The organism is Pseudosulfitobacter sp. SM2401 (assembly GCF_042932805.1).
Lineage (GTDB): Bacteria > Pseudomonadota > Alphaproteobacteria > Rhodobacterales > Rhodobacteraceae > Ascidiaceihabitans.
Window position 1 is genome coordinate 1,689,959 of record NZ_CP170633.1, and the last position, 17,291, is coordinate 1,707,249.

The 17,291-nt window shown below is 53.8% G+C and carries 20 protein-coding genes; 14 read left to right on the plus strand and 6 right to left on the minus strand.

Annotated features, from left to right (window positions below):
- Position 1: 1 nt before the first annotated feature.
- Positions 2-763, minus strand: a complete 762-nt coding sequence (locus tag ACFIO0_RS08310; protein ID WP_390914878.1) for an SAM-dependent methyltransferase — start codon at positions 761-763, stop codon at positions 2-4.
- Position 764: 1 nt separating this feature from the next.
- Complete coding sequence (locus tag ACFIO0_RS08315) at positions 765-1,880, minus strand: Ppx/GppA phosphatase family protein (protein WP_390914879.1); 1,116 nt, start codon at positions 1,878-1,880, stop codon at positions 765-767.
- 289 nt (positions 1,881-2,169) lie between these two features.
- Here ACFIO0_RS08315 and ACFIO0_RS08320 point away from each other — a divergent pair, with 289 nt between their 5' ends.
- The 9 genes from ACFIO0_RS08320 (at position 2,170) to ACFIO0_RS08360 (ending at position 8,859) form a co-directional block, all read left to right on the plus strand.
- Positions 2,170-2,466 carry a virulence factor gene (locus ACFIO0_RS08320; RefSeq protein WP_390914880.1) on the plus strand — a complete coding sequence of 99 codons (297 nt, stop codon included), beginning with the start codon at positions 2,170-2,172 and terminating at the stop codon, positions 2,464-2,466.
- 25 nt (positions 2,467-2,491) lie between these two features.
- The gene (locus ACFIO0_RS08325) at positions 2,492-3,427 is read left to right on the plus strand and encodes a methylenetetrahydrofolate reductase (RefSeq protein ID WP_390914881.1); all 936 of its coding nucleotides are present in this window, start codon (positions 2,492-2,494) and stop codon (positions 3,425-3,427) included.
- 25 nt (positions 3,428-3,452) lie between these two features.
- Entirely contained in the window at positions 3,453-4,532 is a 1,080-nt protein-coding gene (locus ACFIO0_RS08330) for a dihydropteroate synthase (RefSeq protein ID WP_390914882.1), read from the plus strand.
- 225 nt (positions 4,533-4,757) lie between these two features.
- Entirely contained in the window at positions 4,758-5,036 is a 279-nt protein-coding gene (locus tag ACFIO0_RS08335; protein ID WP_390914883.1) for an STAS domain-containing protein, read from the plus strand.
- Entirely contained in the window at positions 5,033-5,398 is a 366-nt protein-coding gene (locus tag ACFIO0_RS08340) for a response regulator (protein ID WP_390914884.1), read from the plus strand. The genes ACFIO0_RS08335 and ACFIO0_RS08340 overlap by 4 nt, the downstream gene beginning before the upstream one ends.
- Positions 5,399-5,409: 11 nt before the next feature.
- Positions 5,410-7,500 carry a chemotaxis protein CheW gene (locus ACFIO0_RS08345; protein ID WP_390914885.1) on the plus strand — a complete coding sequence of 697 codons (2,091 nt, stop codon included), beginning with the start codon at positions 5,410-5,412 and terminating at the stop codon, positions 7,498-7,500.
- 1 nt (position 7,501) lies between these two features.
- On the plus strand, positions 7,502-7,975 hold the full coding sequence (locus ACFIO0_RS08350; protein ID WP_390914886.1) for a chemotaxis protein CheW: 474 nt from the start codon (positions 7,502-7,504) through the stop codon (positions 7,973-7,975).
- 141 nt (positions 7,976-8,116) lie between these two features.
- Positions 8,117-8,503, plus strand: coding sequence for a response regulator (locus ACFIO0_RS08355; RefSeq protein ID WP_390914887.1), 387 nt, complete (start codon positions 8,117-8,119; stop codon positions 8,501-8,503).
- 32 nt (positions 8,504-8,535) lie between these two features.
- Positions 8,536-8,859 carry a hypothetical protein gene (locus tag ACFIO0_RS08360; protein ID WP_390914888.1) on the plus strand — a complete coding sequence of 108 codons (324 nt, stop codon included), beginning with the start codon at positions 8,536-8,538 and terminating at the stop codon, positions 8,857-8,859.
- A 46-nt stretch (positions 8,860-8,905) separates the two neighbouring features.
- On the opposite strand, the gene ACFIO0_RS08365 is transcribed toward ACFIO0_RS08360, so the two are convergent.
- Positions 8,906-9,826: an aminotransferase class IV gene (locus tag ACFIO0_RS08365; RefSeq protein ID WP_390914889.1), complete on the minus strand. Its 921-nt coding sequence runs from the start codon at positions 9,824-9,826 to the stop codon at positions 8,906-8,908.
- Between the two features lie 113 nt (positions 9,827-9,939).
- Between ACFIO0_RS08365 and ACFIO0_RS08370 the strand changes: the two genes are divergently transcribed.
- Both ACFIO0_RS08370 and ACFIO0_RS08375 read left to right on the plus strand, forming a co-directional pair.
- Entirely contained in the window at positions 9,940-10,887 is a 948-nt protein-coding gene (locus tag ACFIO0_RS08370) for an aldose epimerase family protein (protein WP_390914890.1), read from the plus strand.
- Between the two features lie 259 nt (positions 10,888-11,146).
- On the plus strand, positions 11,147-11,473 hold the full coding sequence (locus tag ACFIO0_RS08375; protein WP_390914891.1) for a TfoX/Sxy family DNA transformation protein: 327 nt from the start codon (positions 11,147-11,149) through the stop codon (positions 11,471-11,473).
- Positions 11,474-11,540: 67 nt separating this feature from the next.
- Here the strand turns inward: ACFIO0_RS08375 and ndk are convergent, their stop codons facing one another.
- The gene (gene ndk / locus ACFIO0_RS08380; RefSeq protein ID WP_390914892.1) at positions 11,541-11,963 is read right to left on the minus strand and encodes a nucleoside-diphosphate kinase; all 423 of its coding nucleotides are present in this window, start codon (positions 11,961-11,963) and stop codon (positions 11,541-11,543) included.
- A gap of 143 nt (positions 11,964-12,106) precedes the next feature.
- Between ndk and ACFIO0_RS08385 the strand changes: the two genes are divergently transcribed.
- The 3 genes from ACFIO0_RS08385 to ACFIO0_RS08395 are packed head-to-tail and all read left to right on the plus strand — an operon-like array spanning position 12,107 to position 15,284.
- Entirely contained in the window at positions 12,107-13,951 is a 1,845-nt protein-coding gene (locus ACFIO0_RS08385; protein ID WP_390914893.1) for an ATP-binding cassette domain-containing protein, read from the plus strand.
- Positions 13,952-14,009: 58 nt separating this feature from the next.
- Positions 14,010-14,648 carry a MarC family protein gene (locus ACFIO0_RS08390; RefSeq protein WP_390914894.1) on the plus strand — a complete coding sequence of 213 codons (639 nt, stop codon included), beginning with the start codon at positions 14,010-14,012 and terminating at the stop codon, positions 14,646-14,648.
- 54 nt (positions 14,649-14,702) lie between these two features.
- Positions 14,703-15,284 (plus strand): TIGR02281 family clan AA aspartic protease, encoded by a 582-nt coding sequence (locus tag ACFIO0_RS08395; RefSeq protein WP_390914895.1) that lies wholly within the window; start codon positions 14,703-14,705, stop codon positions 15,282-15,284.
- Here the strand turns inward: ACFIO0_RS08395 and ACFIO0_RS08400 are convergent.
- Both ACFIO0_RS08400 and ACFIO0_RS08405 read right to left on the minus strand, forming a co-directional pair.
- The gene (locus ACFIO0_RS08400) at positions 15,281-15,748 is read right to left on the minus strand and encodes a DNA polymerase III subunit chi (protein WP_390914896.1); all 468 of its coding nucleotides are present in this window, start codon (positions 15,746-15,748) and stop codon (positions 15,281-15,283) included. The genes ACFIO0_RS08395 and ACFIO0_RS08400 overlap by 4 nt on opposite strands.
- 2 nt (positions 15,749-15,750) lie before the next feature.
- Positions 15,751-17,220, minus strand: coding sequence for a leucyl aminopeptidase (locus ACFIO0_RS08405; RefSeq protein WP_390914897.1), 1,470 nt, complete (start codon positions 17,218-17,220; stop codon positions 15,751-15,753).
- Positions 17,221-17,291: the final 71 nt, after the last annotated feature.

Below are 17,291 nucleotides of genomic sequence, written 5' to 3' on the forward strand. Positions count from 1 at the left end.
TTTAACTGTCGCCCTTAAAACCCAATGCCACAACAAATTTTTCAGAACTGTCAGAGCGCGATGACGCCGGTTTAAAGTTGTGCACCTTGGTGAACCGTTGCTTAAGCACCTTTTGCAAATCGCCTTCAGCGCCGCCCGCCAGAACCTTGGCGATAAAGGTACCACCCTCTTCTAGCACGTCGAACGCAAAATAGGCGGCCGCTTCGCACAGCGCCATAATTTTCAAGTGATCGGTCTGTTTGTGCCCTGACGAGGACGCGGCCATGTCCGACATCACGACGTCCGCTTTACCGCCAAGCCATTCTTTGACCTGATCGTCAGCGCCTTCGTCCATGAAATCAAGCACGTGCAATTCGCAGCCCGCGATCGGTTCCATCACTTGCAAATCGACGCCTAGAATCGTGCCAATGGCTTTGCCGGATTTTTCGCCCAAAATGTTAGAGCGTTTGACCGCCACCTGACACCAGCCACCGGGGGCCGCGCCCAGATCGACGATGCGCGCGCCAGGCACCAGAAACCGGAATTTATCGTCCAGATCCATGATCTTGAACGCCGCGCGCCCACGATAGCCTTCGGCCTTGGCGCGTTTGACATACGGGTCGTTCAGCTGGCGCAACAACCAGCGCGTCGACGAATTAGAACGCCCGCGTGCGGTTTTGACTTTGACCTTCAGGTCGCGTTGTCCACGCCCTGAATCGTTTTTGCCCGTTGGCGTTTTGGAATTGCCGCTTGGGGTTACGGGCGGTTTTGGGGTCTTTGCCATTTTACAAGGCTCCGTCTGAAAGGACGCCATCGGCGCTCATTTGTGCGTATAACAGGCCCTCGCGCAGACCGCGATCCGCAACTGACAACCTGTCTGTGGGCCAGCAGCGCATCAGGGCTTGCAAGATTGCGGCCCCCGACATGATCAACGCCTGACGGTCCTGGCCAATGCGTGGATCAGCGCGACGGCCGGTGGGGCCCATGTCCAGATAGCTTTGGATGACTTTGTCGATCTGGGCCGACGACATCGACAGCCCGTCGACTTTGGTGCGATCATAGCGGCGCAGGTTCAGGTGGCTGGCGGCAACCGTGGTCACAGTGCCCGAGGTGCCGACGATCTGGAACCGCTCGCGGGCTTTGGTGTCGTGATAGGGCGAAAAGTCCGCGAGGTTTTCCTCGAAAAACCAGCTCATCAAGGCGAAACGGGCTGCATCGTCTTCGACATCGTTGAACTGGTCACGCAGGGTTGCAACGCCCAAGGGCACACTGATCCAGTCGATAACACGCGCCGCTGGCAGGTTGTCGGTCCCTGCCCCGAACCCCGATTGCAAACGCATCACCGATTGCGCACGCTGCTTTTTCGGCACGCCGCTCATGTCGATCCAGACCAGCTCGGTTGAACCACCGCCGATATCAACCACCAACAGGTTTTCGGTTTTCCGGCTGACAAGCGGCGCACAGGAAATCGCGGCCAGACGCGCCTCTTCTTCGGTTTCGATAATATCGAGGCGCAGGCCGGTTTCGCGGTGCACCCGTTTGATAAACTCGGATGCATTCAGCGCGCGCCTACAGGCTTCGGTTGCGACCAATCGCATCCGTTTGACTTTGTGTTTGCGCAGTTTTTGCTGACAGATACGCAGCGCCTGTATCGTGCGCGTCATCGATCCGCGCGACAATCGCCCGGTCTTTTCCAACCCTGCGCCCAATTGGACAGACTTGGAAAAACTATCAACCACATGAAACCCACTGCCCTTGGGCTGTGCAATTAGCATGCGGCAACTGTTCGTTCCCAGATCCAGCGCTGCATACAACGTCGAGGACCCGGGTTTCACCGGTGCAGGGCTCAGAGCCTTACTATGTTCGAGCGCGCCCGCACCATCGGGACGCTTTGGCGCCATGGTTCGCGCCTTTCATATAGAGTTGGGGCAAGGATATGTGTTGCGACCCTCCGGCGCAAGGCACTGTCTTGATTGATTGGCGCGATAATACCGGCAGTTGTACGCATGCTTGTCCTCATTATGACCATGAAGATTATGATAGCCACCGCCACTGGCAGCCTTGCACGCAACAGAATATCCAGACGGCAGGATCAAAGGTCGCTCATGGCCGCGTTTCTGTCGAAAAACGGCGCCATGATTGCTGCTGCGTGAATTAGTTAGGCCAAAGGGAACATCGAGGAATCACCACATGCCAGACGTCACCATTGTATATTGGCGCGACATTCCAGCCCAAGTGATTGTGGGCAAAGGACGTCGTGGATCAAAGCGCCAGCTTGAGGAACGCTTTGAGCAAGCGATTGACCGTGCCGCCATGAAAGTGAACGCCAAAGACGCCGATGCGTATCTGGCGGAATGGCGCAAGGCAGCCCCTTATTCTGTTGACGGCGACCCCGATGACATCGTCGAGGCCGAAGCCACCCGCCTGCACACCGAATACGACCAGGATCGTCTTAAGCAATTGATTGCAAACGATGGCTGGTCTTGATCCTAACAGTTTGAAAGGAAAGCTGATGGCTTTGCTGAACTTCCGCAAGAAAACTCCCGAAGGTCCGGTGTCCGGTGCGCTTAGCGCCGAAGTCGAGGCCTTTTTGCAAGGCTATTCCATCGAAGTGATGCCGCGCACCGCCGCTAAGGTTGATAATTTCGCGGACATCTTGCCCAAAGGCACCCGCGTTTACATCGCCCACATCGAAGGCACGCCGATCGACGAGATGGTTGACACCGCCAAGCGGTTGAACGCCGAAGGCTTTGACGTGATGCCGCATTTCCCCGCGCGCATCATTGCCGACCAAGCAATGCTGAACGACTGGATCGCGCGCTATGCTGGTGAGGCTGGCGTGAACCAAGCCTTGCTGCTGGCCGGCGGCGTCGACAAACCACACGGTGATTTCGAAAGCTCGATGCAGCTGTTGGACAGTGGTGCATTCGACAAGGCAGGCTTCAAACGTTTGCACGTTGCAGGTCACCCTGAGGGCAACAAAGACATTGATCCCTCTGGTGGGATGAAAAACGTCGATGACGCGCTGCGTTGGAAACAGGATTTCTCGAACCGGACGGATGCGAAAATGGCTCTGGCCACGCAGTTCGCATTCGAGGCAGGTCCGATCATTGAATGGGCCGATAACCTTAAGGATGCCGGCATTGATCTGCCGATCCACATTGGTATTGCCGGTCCAGCCAAGCTACAAACCATGATCAAATTCGCCATTGCTTGCGGTGTTGGCCCCTCTTTGCGTGTGCTGCAACGCCGCGCCAAGGACGTCACCAAACTGCTTTTGCCGTTTGAGCCGACCGAAGTGATTTCAGAGCTGGCCGCGCACAAAGCTGCCAACCCTGATTTCAACATCGAGCAGGTCCATTTCTTTCCACTGGGTGGCATCAAGACCAACGCCACTTGGGCCATCGAAAACGGCGGTTCTGCTGCAACACCCATGAACGACGCGTAATTCACGCATATTTAAGGACACATCTATGACGCGCACGATCGTCGAATCCAAAACCAAAACTGCCATTATCGGCTTTGACCAGCCGTTCTGCGTCATTGGTGAACGTATCAACCCCACGGGCCGCAAAATCCTGTCCGAAGAACTGGAACGCGGCGATTTTTCCCGCGTTGAGGCTGACGCCGTGGCCCAAGTCATGGCCGGTGCCAACATTCTGGACGTGAATTCGGGCGCTGTGTTTTCCAACAAAATGGCCGAAGATCCACGTTATGCGGACAACAACTTTGTTGAGCCCACTTTGATGAAAGAACTGATCGAACGGGTTCAGGCCATCGTCGACATCCCGCTGTGCATCGACAGTTCGGTACCCGGTGCCTTGGAAAATGGCCTCGCCGCTGCCGAAGGTCGCCCGCTGCTGAATTCCGTCACCGGCGAAGAAGATCGCATGGAGTTGGTCCTGCCACTGGTCAAGAAATACAACGTTCCGGTTGTGGCGATTTCCAACGATGACACCGGTATTTCCGAAGACCCTGACGTGCGTTTTGCCGTTGCCAAAAAGATCGTCGAACGCGCCGCTGATTTCGGCATTCCTGCGCATGACATCGTGGTCGACCCACTGGTGATGCCGATTGGCGCGATGGGCACTGCCGGCTTGCAAGTGTTCGCCTTGGTGCGTCGTTTGCGCGAAGAATTGGGCGTGAACACGACCTGTGGCGCATCGAACATCTCGTTCGGTTTGCCCAACCGTCACGGCATCAACAACGCGTTCCTGCCAATGGCGATGGCGGCTGGCATGACCTCTGCGATCATGAACCCGGTGGCCTTGCCCATCGGCCCTAAAAAGATCGAAGAGAAAAAGGCCGAAGTCGAAGCCGCGGGTATCGTTTTGCCAGCGGACATGACCGACGAAGCCTTTGTGCAGATGTTCGGAATGGGGTCGACCAAGCCACAATCGGGCAAGGAAATGGAAGCCATTCGCGCCGCCAATTTCCTCACTGACAACGACGCGCACGGGTCCGAGTGGATCAAAGCCAACAAGATCGCCCCAAAAGCCGGTCAAGAAGGTCGCGGTCGCGCTGGTCGTACAGGTGGTCGCCGCCGCGGCTAAAAACCACCCTCTTTTCAAACGATTAAGCCCCGTTGCAATTCTGCGGCGGGGCTTTTTGTTTACGTGTTGGAAGCCGATTTTCAAAAAATCAATGCTATCGCGAGTTTGAGTAACCCTGTCTTAACGCACAGTCCGCTACATCTGCTTCACTCTTGATCCGAATGAGGGAGATTTTGATGAACACGATGTCTTTGGGTGCGTTTGCTTGGCCACAAGGGTGCACGTATGAGTGACCCCTTCAAGCTTGCCTCGCGCCTCGACCTATCCGCCTCACAGGGTTTGGTCGCGCATCTGCTATCAATCCCCAAAAGCAGTCCCACGGTTCTGGATGCCAGCGAGGTGACCCACATTGGCGCGCTTTGCGCCCAAGCACTGATGGCTGCCGGCATTCGCAGCACCGCAGCGGGCGGATCATTGGACATTATCAATACAAATGAACGCATCGAAACCCAATTGGGATCGATGGGTTTAACACTCAGTTCTATAATGGAGGGCCGAGTATGAGCCTTGAAATACTTGCGGTCGATGACAGCCGCACAATGCGCGAAATGATCCGCCTCGCCTTGGAACCTGCCGGATTTACGGTGCATACGGCCGATGACGGCGTGCACGGCGTTGAAGTGCTGGAAGGCAAGATGCCTGACGCAATCATCACCGATATCAACATGCCGCGTATGGATGGATTCGAGTTTATCAGTGCCGTGCGCACCCAAGAAGATCATCGTGCGACGCCCATTCTGGTGCTCACGACCGAAGCGGCACCAGAGCTGAAAATACGTGCGCGCACTGCAGGTGCCACCGGTTGGATCGTAAAGCCATTTGACCCGGCAAAACTAATCAAAGCTCTTCAAATGGTTGCAGGCTAGGACACAACGCAATGACTGATGCACCAGACCCAATGGCCGAGATTCGCGGTTCTTTCTTTATCGAATGTGAAGAACTGCTTGAGGCAATGCAGGATGGCTTGCAAGAGATCGAAAATGGTGGTTCGGATTCCGAAACTATCAACGTCGTCTTTCGTGCGGTTCATTCGATCAAAGGTGGTGCCGGAGCGTTTGGGTTAGAAACGTTGGTTCGCTTTGCGCACCGTTACGAAACTGTAATGGACGCAGTGCGCTCAGATACCTTGGACGTCGACACCGATATTCTAAAACTGTTTTTTCGATGCGCTGACCACCTTTCTGACCTTGTGCGTTGCAGCCGTGACGAGGACGCCTTTCCAGAAGAACAAGGTCGTGAACTCATTGATTTGTTGAACAATTCAATCGGTGAAACGGAACCAGCAGACGAGCCCGAAGTTCAGATTGATTTTCAACCTATGGGGCTCAATATCAATCTAGATTTAGACATGGATGGTCCAGACTTATCCATGGATTTGGATGTACCGGTTTTTGAGATTCATTTTGCCCCGACTGCAGAGCTTTTTGAAACTGGAAATGAACCCTTTTTAATCCTACGCACTCTTCAAGACCTTGGGCCTTGTGAAGTAACGTGTTGTACGGAAAAATTGGTTCCACTTGAGCAAATTTCACCAGAAACTCCGTATTTGTCTTGGGATATCGTCTTGGCCGCAAATGTGGACATCGATGAAATAATGTCTGCCTTCGAATTCGTCGACGGTCTTTGCGAGCTCAAAGTTGATCAACAAAACCTTAGCACTCTCGCGCCTGAACTTTCACCCCTAGAGGTTCTGCCAATCCTCGAAGTTCTTGACGTCGCTCCGCCCCCCCCTTTGGCAACAGTTCCTCCTCCCCCCAAGCCAACTCCAAGTGCGGTAAAATCAGTGGTTCGGGTCGATCTCGACCGTATTGAACGTCTTGTTAACTTGGTTGGAGAGCTGGTCATCAACCAAGCGATGCTATCCCAAAGCCTCGAATCTGCGGGTCTTTCGCCGCACTCAGATGCGATGAACGGACTTGAAGAGTTTCAACGCCTTACCCGCGACATTCAAGACAGCGTCATGATGATCCGCGCGCAACCAGTAAAATCCCTCTTCCAGCGCATGTCCCGGATTGTCCGTGAATCCTCCGCAGCCGTGAACAAGGACGTTCGTCTGGATACCGAAGGTGACACAACTGAAGTAGACAAAACTGTCATCGAACGCCTAGCTGATCCATTAACACACATGATCCGCAATGCCGTCGATCATGGTCTCGAATCAACGGATCAACGCACAGCATCGGGAAAGCCACCACAGGGCAAGATTTCCCTGACTGCCGCGCACCGGTCTGGGCGGGTCGTCATTGAAGTTTCCGATGACGGTGGCGGCATCAATCGTCCAAAAGTGCACCAGATTGCAATCGACAAAGGGTTGGTGCCTGCTGACGCCACACTCAGCGACAGCGAAATCGACAATTTGCTATTCTTGCCCGGCTTTTCAACAGCCAGCGAAGTCTCCGATCTTTCCGGGCGTGGCGTTGGAATGGACGTCGTTCGAACGGCAATTCAGGGCCTCGGCGGGCGCATTACAATCACATCTCAGGAAGGAAAGGGAACAACATTTTCGATATCCCTACCTCTGACACTGGCAGTACTGGATGGAATGGTCGTTCAGGTCGCTGATGAAACAATGGTTTTACCTCTAAATGTTGTGGTGGAAACGCTAACGCTAACCGAAACAAACTTGGATCAAGTTCGACCTGGTTTGGATGTCGTGCGCATCCGCGGAGAATTTGTACCTCTGTTCGACCTCGGCGTATCGCTTGGATACCGCTCAGCTTTGGACAACTACATTGATGCGGTTGTTTTACTGATCGCCCATGAAGACAACAGCCGCGCGGCTTTAATCGTGGATGAAATACTGGATCAGCGCCAGGTCGTCATCAAGGGTTTGGACGATAGCTTTTATCGCGCGCCCGGTATCGCTGCCGCGACCATTTTGGGCGATGGGCAAATCGCCTTGATCCTTGATCCAACAGACATAATCGATCAAGCCCAAGAAATATCTCCAGTCAAAAGAGCGTCATAAAATGGAAAATATCAACATGAATGACATTGACACAAGTGCTCCTGCAGAGCTTCTAACTTTCCGCATAGGTGACCAGGAGTATTCACTAGATATCATGTGCGTGCGTGAAATTAGAGGTTGGACCAAGACAACACCTCTGCCGCATGCACCTGCCTACATGAAAGGTGTGATCAATCTTCGTGGAACTGTATTGCCAGTAATGGACTTGGCAGAACGCTTGGGTATGGGGTCAAGTGAACATACAGACCGAAATGTAATAATCGTGGTCAAACACAATGAAAATATGACAGGCCTTTTGGTAGACGCGGTTTCAGACATCATTGCCTTATCAGACGATGATCTACGCCCGCCACCTGAGGTTGGTGGAACCAGAGGAACCGGCGTAATCAAGGCTTTGACATTAAGGGACGAAAGGATGATCCGCGTCCTGAATCTCGCTAGTGTACTTGAATTCGAGTCTCTAGATGCTGCGTAACTGATGCGTCCTAATCTGTTGCTCCTGAAAACACCACAACAGGAAAAACGCATCTGCTTAGCTGCAACAAAATTCATTGATCTTTACTAAAATACTCACCGAAATTTCGAACCGACCGAATACATCAGAAGTGGACCCCAAATGGCCTTGCGAGACCAGATCAGAATAATGGTTGTTGATGACATGTCCACAAGCCGAGGCTTGATTACGCAGGCGCTTGATGCATGCGGCGTGCAGCATGTGTCGACTGCAGAAGATGGATCTGATGCGCTCCGCATTTTAGCAAGAGCACCGGTTCATCTCGTCATTTCCGACTACAACATGCCGAACATGGATGGTCTTCAGTTACTGCACCAATTGCGCAATGGCGCTAAAACAAAAGGCGTTGGATTCATTCTGATCACGGGGCGCGCAGAGCAACAGATCATTGATCACGGGAGAAAATTGGGCATGAACAATTTTCTGAAGAAACCCTTTGAACCTGCTGCCCTTCGACAATGCATCGAAACTGTGGTTGGGCCACTTTAGATATGACAAGCCCTACATCTTTGGAAACAGACTTGTTAATTGACGTTGTTTTGGCACGTGTTGCAAACCACATGACACATTTGGCAGAAACGTTGGCTATTACTGAAACAGCAGTTTCTGATCATTTCAATGAGGTATTGGCAAATGACACCAACATGTTTCAGGATGTCCAAAACCTTGACTACTTGCACCAATCCATGACCGATACAGCAACCTTACTAAGCTATCTCAGTAGAGGGTGCCGGAAACAAACAGAGTTTGTCGATAGCTTGAAGCTGGAGACGACGCGAGCTTTGGTTCAAGGAAAACAGATACAAACTAGCACACACCAAAGCGGAAACATTGATCTATTTTAACAAAGTCCGACGTACCAGTTTGTATACTTCACTGCTAAAATACAGCTTACAGTTCTGACGCTATCATATCTTTGTACAGTTCTCGAATTCGATGAAAAATTGGGCCGGCCTTTCGGCCTCCAATTACTCGACCGTCGATTTCGAAAACTGGGGTCTGTGCTCCAAATGTACCTGTCAAAAACACTTCGTCAGCACTGTAAGTGTCTACCAAAGAAAAGTTACGCTCAAACACAGGAATTTCGTTTTTACGGCAAATATCAATAACTTTTTGGCGCGTAATGCCATTCATGCAAAAGTCCCCTGTCGATGTCCAAACTTGGCCTCTTTTGACAATAAAGAAATTGCACGCGTTGGTTGTGTTCACAAAACCAAACGGGTCGAGCATTAATGCTTCGTCTGCCCCTGCACGGATGGCATGATTGAGCGCAATAATGCAGTTCAGTTTGGAATGTGAATTTAACTTAGCGTCTTGTGTAAGAGGCAATCCACGATGATGCGGCACGGTGTGAAGACGAATTCCCTTTTCGATCACACTGTCGTCGGGCTTGGAATGCTCTGCAATGATAACAATTGTTGATCCAAAAACACTAAGATGCGGGTGTTGAAATGGTTTCCGCTTCTTCCCGCGGGTGACCATCAATCGAATATGTGCGTCTGTTTGCATTTGATTTGCCGACAGAACTTCCTGAACAGCTTGAACTAGTTCTCGCCGGGTCATGCCAATATCCAGATCGATATACAGCGCCGCCTCGAACAAGCGGTCCAAATGTTCGTCCATGAACGCGATATGCCCGTCGTAAATACGCATACCTTCCCAGATACCGTCCCCTAACATAAAACCACTGTCATAGACCGACACCACCGCCTGTTCGCGCGGAACCAATTTACCATCAACGTAAATCAAAATGTCGGCATTGCGCACATCTTCGGGTGCGTCATGCGTCGATACATGGTCATTCTCAGGCATCTTGCATCCTCTTTTGGCTCGGTTCGCTTTTGTGCAAAGAGCGCGGTTTTGCACCTTTGGTCAAGTTGCAAATGGCTGGCGTCGGCCAGCGATTTGCGCCAATCATGTATCTCATGAATGATGCAATCGAAATTTCCTGCGGTCCATTTACTGCCCGTCTTCTACCTTTGGGCGCAACCCTTAGCAGGTTCCAATACCATGACCGGGATTTGGTGCTTGGCTTCAAAGACCCATCAGACCATTTGACGATTCCAATTTACGCAGGCGCAATGGTTGGTCCTGTGGCCAATCGTATTACCAATGGATGCGTTCAAATTTCGTCCCAGACCCATCAAATGCCGCGCAATGAAAATGGCGAAACAACGCTGCATTCGGGCGATGATGGCCTGCATGCGCACCGATGGAGTGTCGTTTACCAACAATCAAATCAAGTTTTATTCGAATGCATGCTCGCAGACCAAGCCTGCGGCCTACCTGGAAATCGCACTATTACAGTCGAATATCTGCTAGATCGTAGCGGGTTGCAGGTCAATATTTCAGCCAGCAGCGACGCCAAGACCCCGATGAACATCGCGCACCACCCCTATTGGACGTTGGAAACGGATCTGGCGCGGGCAAAACTTACATTAGCAGCGCAACATTTCTTGCCAGTTGATGCTCTTGGACTGCCTACGGGGGCGATAGAAACCGTCGCGGACACGCCGTTTGATTTTCGGAATGCAGAGCCAATCGGCGCAGCATCCCAGCTTGATCACAACTATTGTTTGGCCAATGGCCGCCGCAGCATCCCACATCTTGCCGCAAGCCTAACCGCCGTCGACGGATTAACGTTAGACATCACAACAACAGAACCCGGTCTACAGGTTTATGCCGGATCTGGCCTGCCTGATTTGGCAAAAAACCGCACATTTGGCAGTAAATCTCAAGCCAACGCAGCGATAGCGCTGGAACCACAAGGTTGGCCTGACGCCCCAAATAACGACAATTTTCCTAGTATTTTCATAGATGTAGGGGATGTCTACCGGCAAGAAACCCGGTATAATATTAGGTATGCTGACTGATGCCTCAAATTTGCCACAATTGCGGCATGATCTCGGCATTCTTGTGTGTCTATCTGCACGTACATCTTTTGAAATCCTTTGGAAAAGAGGCACAAAATGGTACGAGCACAAACTCCGACACAGGCCCCCAGTGCAGCAGCACGCACTCCGGTGTCAGCACAAACACCAAGCAAACCGACACCAATCATCACGGATTACGCCAGCTTGTAATTCGCCACATCGACATGACAGGCCTGTTCAGCTCGGCTAAACGTGCCCGATGACGGCTCCTGTTTCTTCCATTCGTAATCTTGGCCCCGCCTACGAGGCCAGTTGCGCAGAAATCGGCATCCATTCTGCCGAAGCACTGATCGATTTAGGCGCGGACGAAGCCTATCGTCGCCTGCTACAGGCTGGCACCAAACCGCACTTTATCGGATACTATGTGCTGGTCATGGCGCTGCAAGGTCGCCCATGGAATGACTGCAAAGGTGACGAGAAAAAGCAGCTGCGCGTTCGGTTCGACGCCATCAAGGCCGACGCGTTTGACCAGGATCGGTCTGCGTTCGAGGAAATGATGAACCAGATTGGCATTCTGGTCAAATAACCTCGACGCAAAGAAAAAGGGCCAGCGCAACACGCCAGCCCCCGATCAAATCTTTGGAAAATGTGGCTTAGCCAACCAATTCAAGACCAGAGAAGAAATACGCGATTTCGACTGCGGCTGTTTCTGGTGCGTCCGATCCGTGGACCGAATTTTCGCCAACGCTTTGTGCAAATTCAGCGCGGATTGTGCCCGGTGCTGCGTCTGCAGGGTTGGTTGCGCCCATAACTTCGCGATTTTTCGCGATTGCGCCTTCGCCTTCAAGAACCTGAACAACAACTGGCTCAGAAATCATGAAGTCGCACAATTCGCCAAAAAACGGGCGCTCAGAGTGGACGCCGTAAAATTCTTGGGCTTGTGCCAAAGTCATTTGGATACGCTTGGATGCAACAACGCGCAGGCCTGCGTCTTCGAACTTGGCAATGATTTTGCCTGTCAGGTTACGCTTGGTTGCATCTGGTTTGATGATCGAAAAAGTACGCTCTAGCGCCATGGGTTTGCTCCTAATGTTGGTGGGCCCTGCTGGATTGCACAGCCCAACCGTAAATCTTGGGCGCGGGTAACATGGCGGGCTGACTTTGAAAAGAACATTTAGCCCCAATTGACAGTGCCGCGCGCCTGCGCCACACCGCGCCCATGTTACGCATCACTGATATCAGCTATTCCGTCTCTGGCCGCCCTTTGTTGGCCGGCGCAACCGCAGTCATTCCCGATGGGCACAAAGTTGGTCTAATCGGCGCGAATGGGGCTGGCAAAACCACCCTGTTCAAGCTGATCCGCGGCGAATTGGTGCTGGACGCAGGCGAAATCACCCTGCCCTCCAAGGCAAAAATCGGTGGCGTCGCCCAAGAAGTGCCCGCCTCTGCGACCTCGCTTTTGGAAACGGTTCTGGCCGCTGACACCGAACGCGCCGAGTTGCTGGCCGACACCACCCAAGACCCAACGCGCATCGCTGAAATCCAAACCCGCCTAACCGACATCGACGCTTGGTCCGCCGAGGCCCGTGCCTCAGCGATCCTTAAGGGGCTAGGTTTTGACAACGCAGAACAGCACATGCCGTGTTCCGATTTTTCGGGTGGTTGGCGCATGCGCGTGGCCTTGGCCGCCGTTTTGTTTGCGCAACCCGACCTGTTGCTGCTCGATGAACCGACCAACTATCTTGACCTTGAAGGCTCGATTTGGCTCGAGGCGTACCTCGCCAAATACCCGCACACCGTCATCATCATCAGCCACGACCGTGGCCTGCTGAACCGCGCGGTCGAAGGGATTTTGCATCTCGAAGAAAAGAACCTGACATTCTATTCCGGTCCCTACGACCAATTCGCGCGCCAACGTGCCGAACGCCGCGCCGTGCAGGCCGCGATGGCCAAAAAACAACAGGCCCGCAAAGACCACATGCAGTCGTTTGTGGATCGTTTTAAGGCGAAGGCTTCAAAAGCCAAACAAGCGCAATCGCGCCTGAAGATGATCGAAAAGATGGACATGATCGCCGCCCCCGAAGAGGCTGCAAAGCGCGTGTTCACCTTTCCCGAACCCGAAGAATTATCACCACCGATCATCAATATCGAAGGTGGATCAACAGGTTACGGCGAAACAACAGTGCTGTCAAAACTGGACCTGCGCATTGATCAGGACGACCGCATCGCGCTGCTGGGCAAAAACGGACAGGGCAAATCGACCTTGTCCAAACTGCTGTCAGACCGCCTGCCTTTGATGACCGGCAGAATGGGGCGGTCGACCAAGCTGCGGATCGGTTATTTTGCCCAGCACCAAGTCGATGAATTGATCGTCAACGAGACACCGTTGCAGCATTTGCAAACCATGCGCCCCGGCGTTTTGGGCTCCAAACTGCGGGCGAAACTGGCAGGCTTTGGCCTCGGCCCTGATCAAGCAGAAACCGAAGTCGGTCGCCTGTCCGGTGGGCAAAAAGCACGTCTTTCGCTGCTGCTGGCCACGCTTGATGCGCCGCACATGCTGATCTTGGACGAACCGACCAACCACCTCGACATCGAAAGCCGCGAGGCGCTCGTCGAAGCGTTGACCAACTATACCGGTGCCGTCATTCTGGTCAGCCACGACATGCATCTTTTGTCGCTGGTCGCAGATCGCCTCTGGCTCGTGTCTGATGGCACTGTCAAACCCTACGACGACGATCTGGAAACCTACCGCAAGATGTTGCTGAACCCGGAACGACCGGCCAAAGTCAAACCCGTCGCCCCCAAAGTCATAAAGCCGAGCCGCGATGCGATTCTTGCCATGCGCTCCGAGGCCCGCAAAGCGGAAGCACGCGTGACCAAACTGAACGAAATGCGCGACAAGCTGGCCAAGAAACTTGCGGATCCGGCGCTCTACGAAGACAGCAAGATCGGCGAAATGGCCGTTTGGCAAAAGAAATACGCCGAAGTCATGGACGCACTCGATCGCGCAGAAGCCCTTTGGATGCAAGCACTCGAAAAACTTGAAAAAGCCGAAGCCGCGTAGATTGTTTTGATCTCAAATACTCTGGGGGTCCGGGGGCAAGCCCTCGGTGACACGTAAAATGCTCGACACCACTTTTTTGATCACGGCCTTCGTCACCATGTTCGTGGTCATTGACCCTATCGGACTGGCTCCGTTGTTTGTGGCGATGACCCAAGGCCGCTCACCCAGTTCACGTCAAAGGATCGCTCTGCGCGCCTGCGGGTTGGGTATGATCCTGTTGGTTTTGTTCGCAATATTGGGTGAAGCCGTTCTTGGATTTATCGGCATTTCGATGCCTGCCTTCCGGGTCGCCGGCGGCATTTTACTGTTTATCACAGCGCTTGATATGCTGTTTGAACGTCGCACAAAACGCCGCGAAGATCAGGCCGAAGGATCCGATGAGGACGACAGCGATGATCCATCGGTGTTCCCATTGGCGATTCCGTTGATCGCGGGCCCCGGTGCCATTGCATCCATCATTCTGCTGACCGGCCAACGTCCGGGTGCCGAAGGATTGGTTATGGTTTTGGGCGTCACAGCCATCGTGCTTTTGCTCTGCCTCGCGATGTTTCTTGCCAGCTCGCTTTTGGAACGTGCTTTGGGCAAAACCGGCATTACCGTTGTGACACGTCTGTTGGGCATGTTGCTCGCAGCACTTTCCGTCCAATTTGTGCTCGACGGCCTGTCCGCTTTCGGGTTTGGCCCCGGGGCGGGATGACATCGCCAAAAACGCGCCTATATTGGACCAAGCAACGACACAGGCGGCGCGTTTATGAACGGCGATATGATTGCAACGATGGGTTATCTCATCCTGTTGGGCCTGCTTTTGGCGGCCGGGCTCTGGACCCAAGCCCGCAATAACATCAGTCGCACGCTACAGCATATCGCAATCTGGTTTTTGATCTTTGTCGCAGCCATCGCATCCGTAGGCTTGTGGCAAGACATGCAACGCAATCTCGGGTTTCAATCCACAAGCACAGATGGATCGGTGCAAATCACCGTGCCACGCAGCCGTGATGGGCACTATTATCTGACGCTGATCATCAACGGCGCGCCGATGGAATTTGTTGTCGATACCGGTGCGACCGACATCGTTTTGAACCGCGCTGCGGCTCAACGCGCAGGCCTTGATCCTGATCAATTGGCCTATGTCGGGCGCGCATCCACGGCCAACGGCGTTGTGGAAACCGCCTATGTTCGGCTGGACACGATCACCCTTGGCGAAGTGACGGACACGAATGTTGCTGCGGTTGTGACCGCTGGCGAAATGCGCGAACCGCTTTTGGGCATGGGCTATTTGCAACGCTGGGGACGGATCGAAATTTCTGGTGACGAGCTGACGTTGACGCGCTAAGCGCTTCCGGTTTCAGCCTTTTTTTCCCAACGTCCGCTTTCTTCGGACCAGTATTGCGCGGCGGCACCTGCATCTTTTAGCGCCTTCCATTGGCCCCGCGCCACGTTCAACGCCTCGTCGTCGTTTCCGTCAAACAAAACACAAACGCGGTCCAGTTTTGCAATTTCCTCGGCGCTGACGGTGGCACCATCGATGCTCATGACGCACTGCGCGCCGTTGGGATCATCACCAGAGGTCGTCAACAAAATCGGTTGATCTGCATCCTGCGGCCCGCCCGCTAATCCATGCGGTAAAAACGCGTCGTCGGCCCCCATCCACAGCTTTTCATCGAGCCACGCCATGCGCCCGTGATCGGTGCCGCGCACGGCCACACGCCAGCCTGCCCCGCGCGCTTTGCCCAGCAACATCGCCAAGGTCACGTCGACAGGGTTTCTGGTCAGATGGTAAAAATACGCAGCGCCCATGATCAGCTTTCAAAGTTGTCTTGGATCAGGCGGTTCAACGCCATTACGCCCCAGCCTGTTGCCCCCGTTGGCGCCAATGCTGTTTCTGATTTTACCGATGCGACGCCTGCGATATCCAAGTGGATCCACGGCATGCCGTCTTTTACGAACCGCTGCAAGAATTGCGCCGCAGTGACCGATCCAGCGGGGCGGCCACCGATGTTTTTCATGTCCGCAATGCGTGATTTTAACAGGTCGTCATAGGCTTGACCCAAAGGCATGCGCCAAGCCCCTTCGCCTTCGTCTGCCGCTGCCTTGAGAAATGCGTTGCACAGCGTGTCGTCATTCGAAAACACGCCTGCGTTTTCATGACCCAAGCCGATGATGATCGCGCCTGTCAACGTTGCCAAATCGATCATGCCCGACGGTTTGAACCGCTCTTGCGCGTACCACATCACATCGCACAGCACCAAACGGCCTTCGGCGTCGGTGTTGATGATTTCGACCGTGTCGCCCTTCATGGATGTGACCACGTCACCGGGGCGCGTTGCATTGCCAGACGGCATGTTTTCGACCAAGCCAACCAAGCCTACGACATTTGCTTTTGCTTTCCGCAGCGCCAAGGACCGCATGACGCCCGCCACAACACCAGCGCCGCCCATGTCCATGGTCATGTCTTCCATGCCAGCGGCAGGTTTGATGCTGATGCCGCCGGTGTCGAACACAACGCCTTTGCCAATCAGTGCCAGTGGTGCATCGCCTTTGGTGCCGCCATCCCAGCGCATCACCACCACTTTCGATGGGCTGTCAGAGCCTTGCCCGACCGACAAAAGCGTTCGCATTCCGAGATCTGCAAGCTCTTCTTCATCCAGAACTTCAACATCAAGCCCCAGCGCGTTCATCTCTGCCAGGCGGTCGGCAAATTCGGTTGTCGTCAACACGTTGGCAGGTTCGTTGATCAGATCCCGCGTCATAAACGCGCCCTCGGCAATCGCCAGTTTCGGGGCGGCAGCCTTGGATACCGCATCCGCATCGCCGCACATCATCGTGACATCGCCGCTCAGCGCGTCAGCTTTGGTTTTGTGATCCACGAACGTGTAATCGCGCATGGCCAAACCAAAAGCGATGTCGGACGCATGCGTCGGATCGCCCGTTACAATCAGCATATTGGCGTCGCTACGGACTTTGGCCAAGCTGGCACCTGCGGCGCGCGCTTGTGCAATGCTCGCCCCCGCTGGCAAGCAGACGATGTCCAACGCTTCGGCCGCCATGCCCACCGGCATATTCACCACTGTCGCCTTGCCCGCAGGTAGCTTTGCAAATTGCGCACTGCCGGCAACACGCGCAACAGCGCCTTGCGTCAACGTGTTGGCCTGATCGGCAGCCGCACTAAGCGCTGCCTCCGCATCAACAAAAATCGCCACACGCCCAGTATGAGCCGCCATTTGGTCCAGATTAACGGCCTCAAAGGTGATTTTTGTAGGTGTGCGCATGGATTTTCCTTAATGATTCAGTGGTTTTTGCGCCGTGGCGCACCTGTGATCTCAGAGGTAGCGCGCTCTTG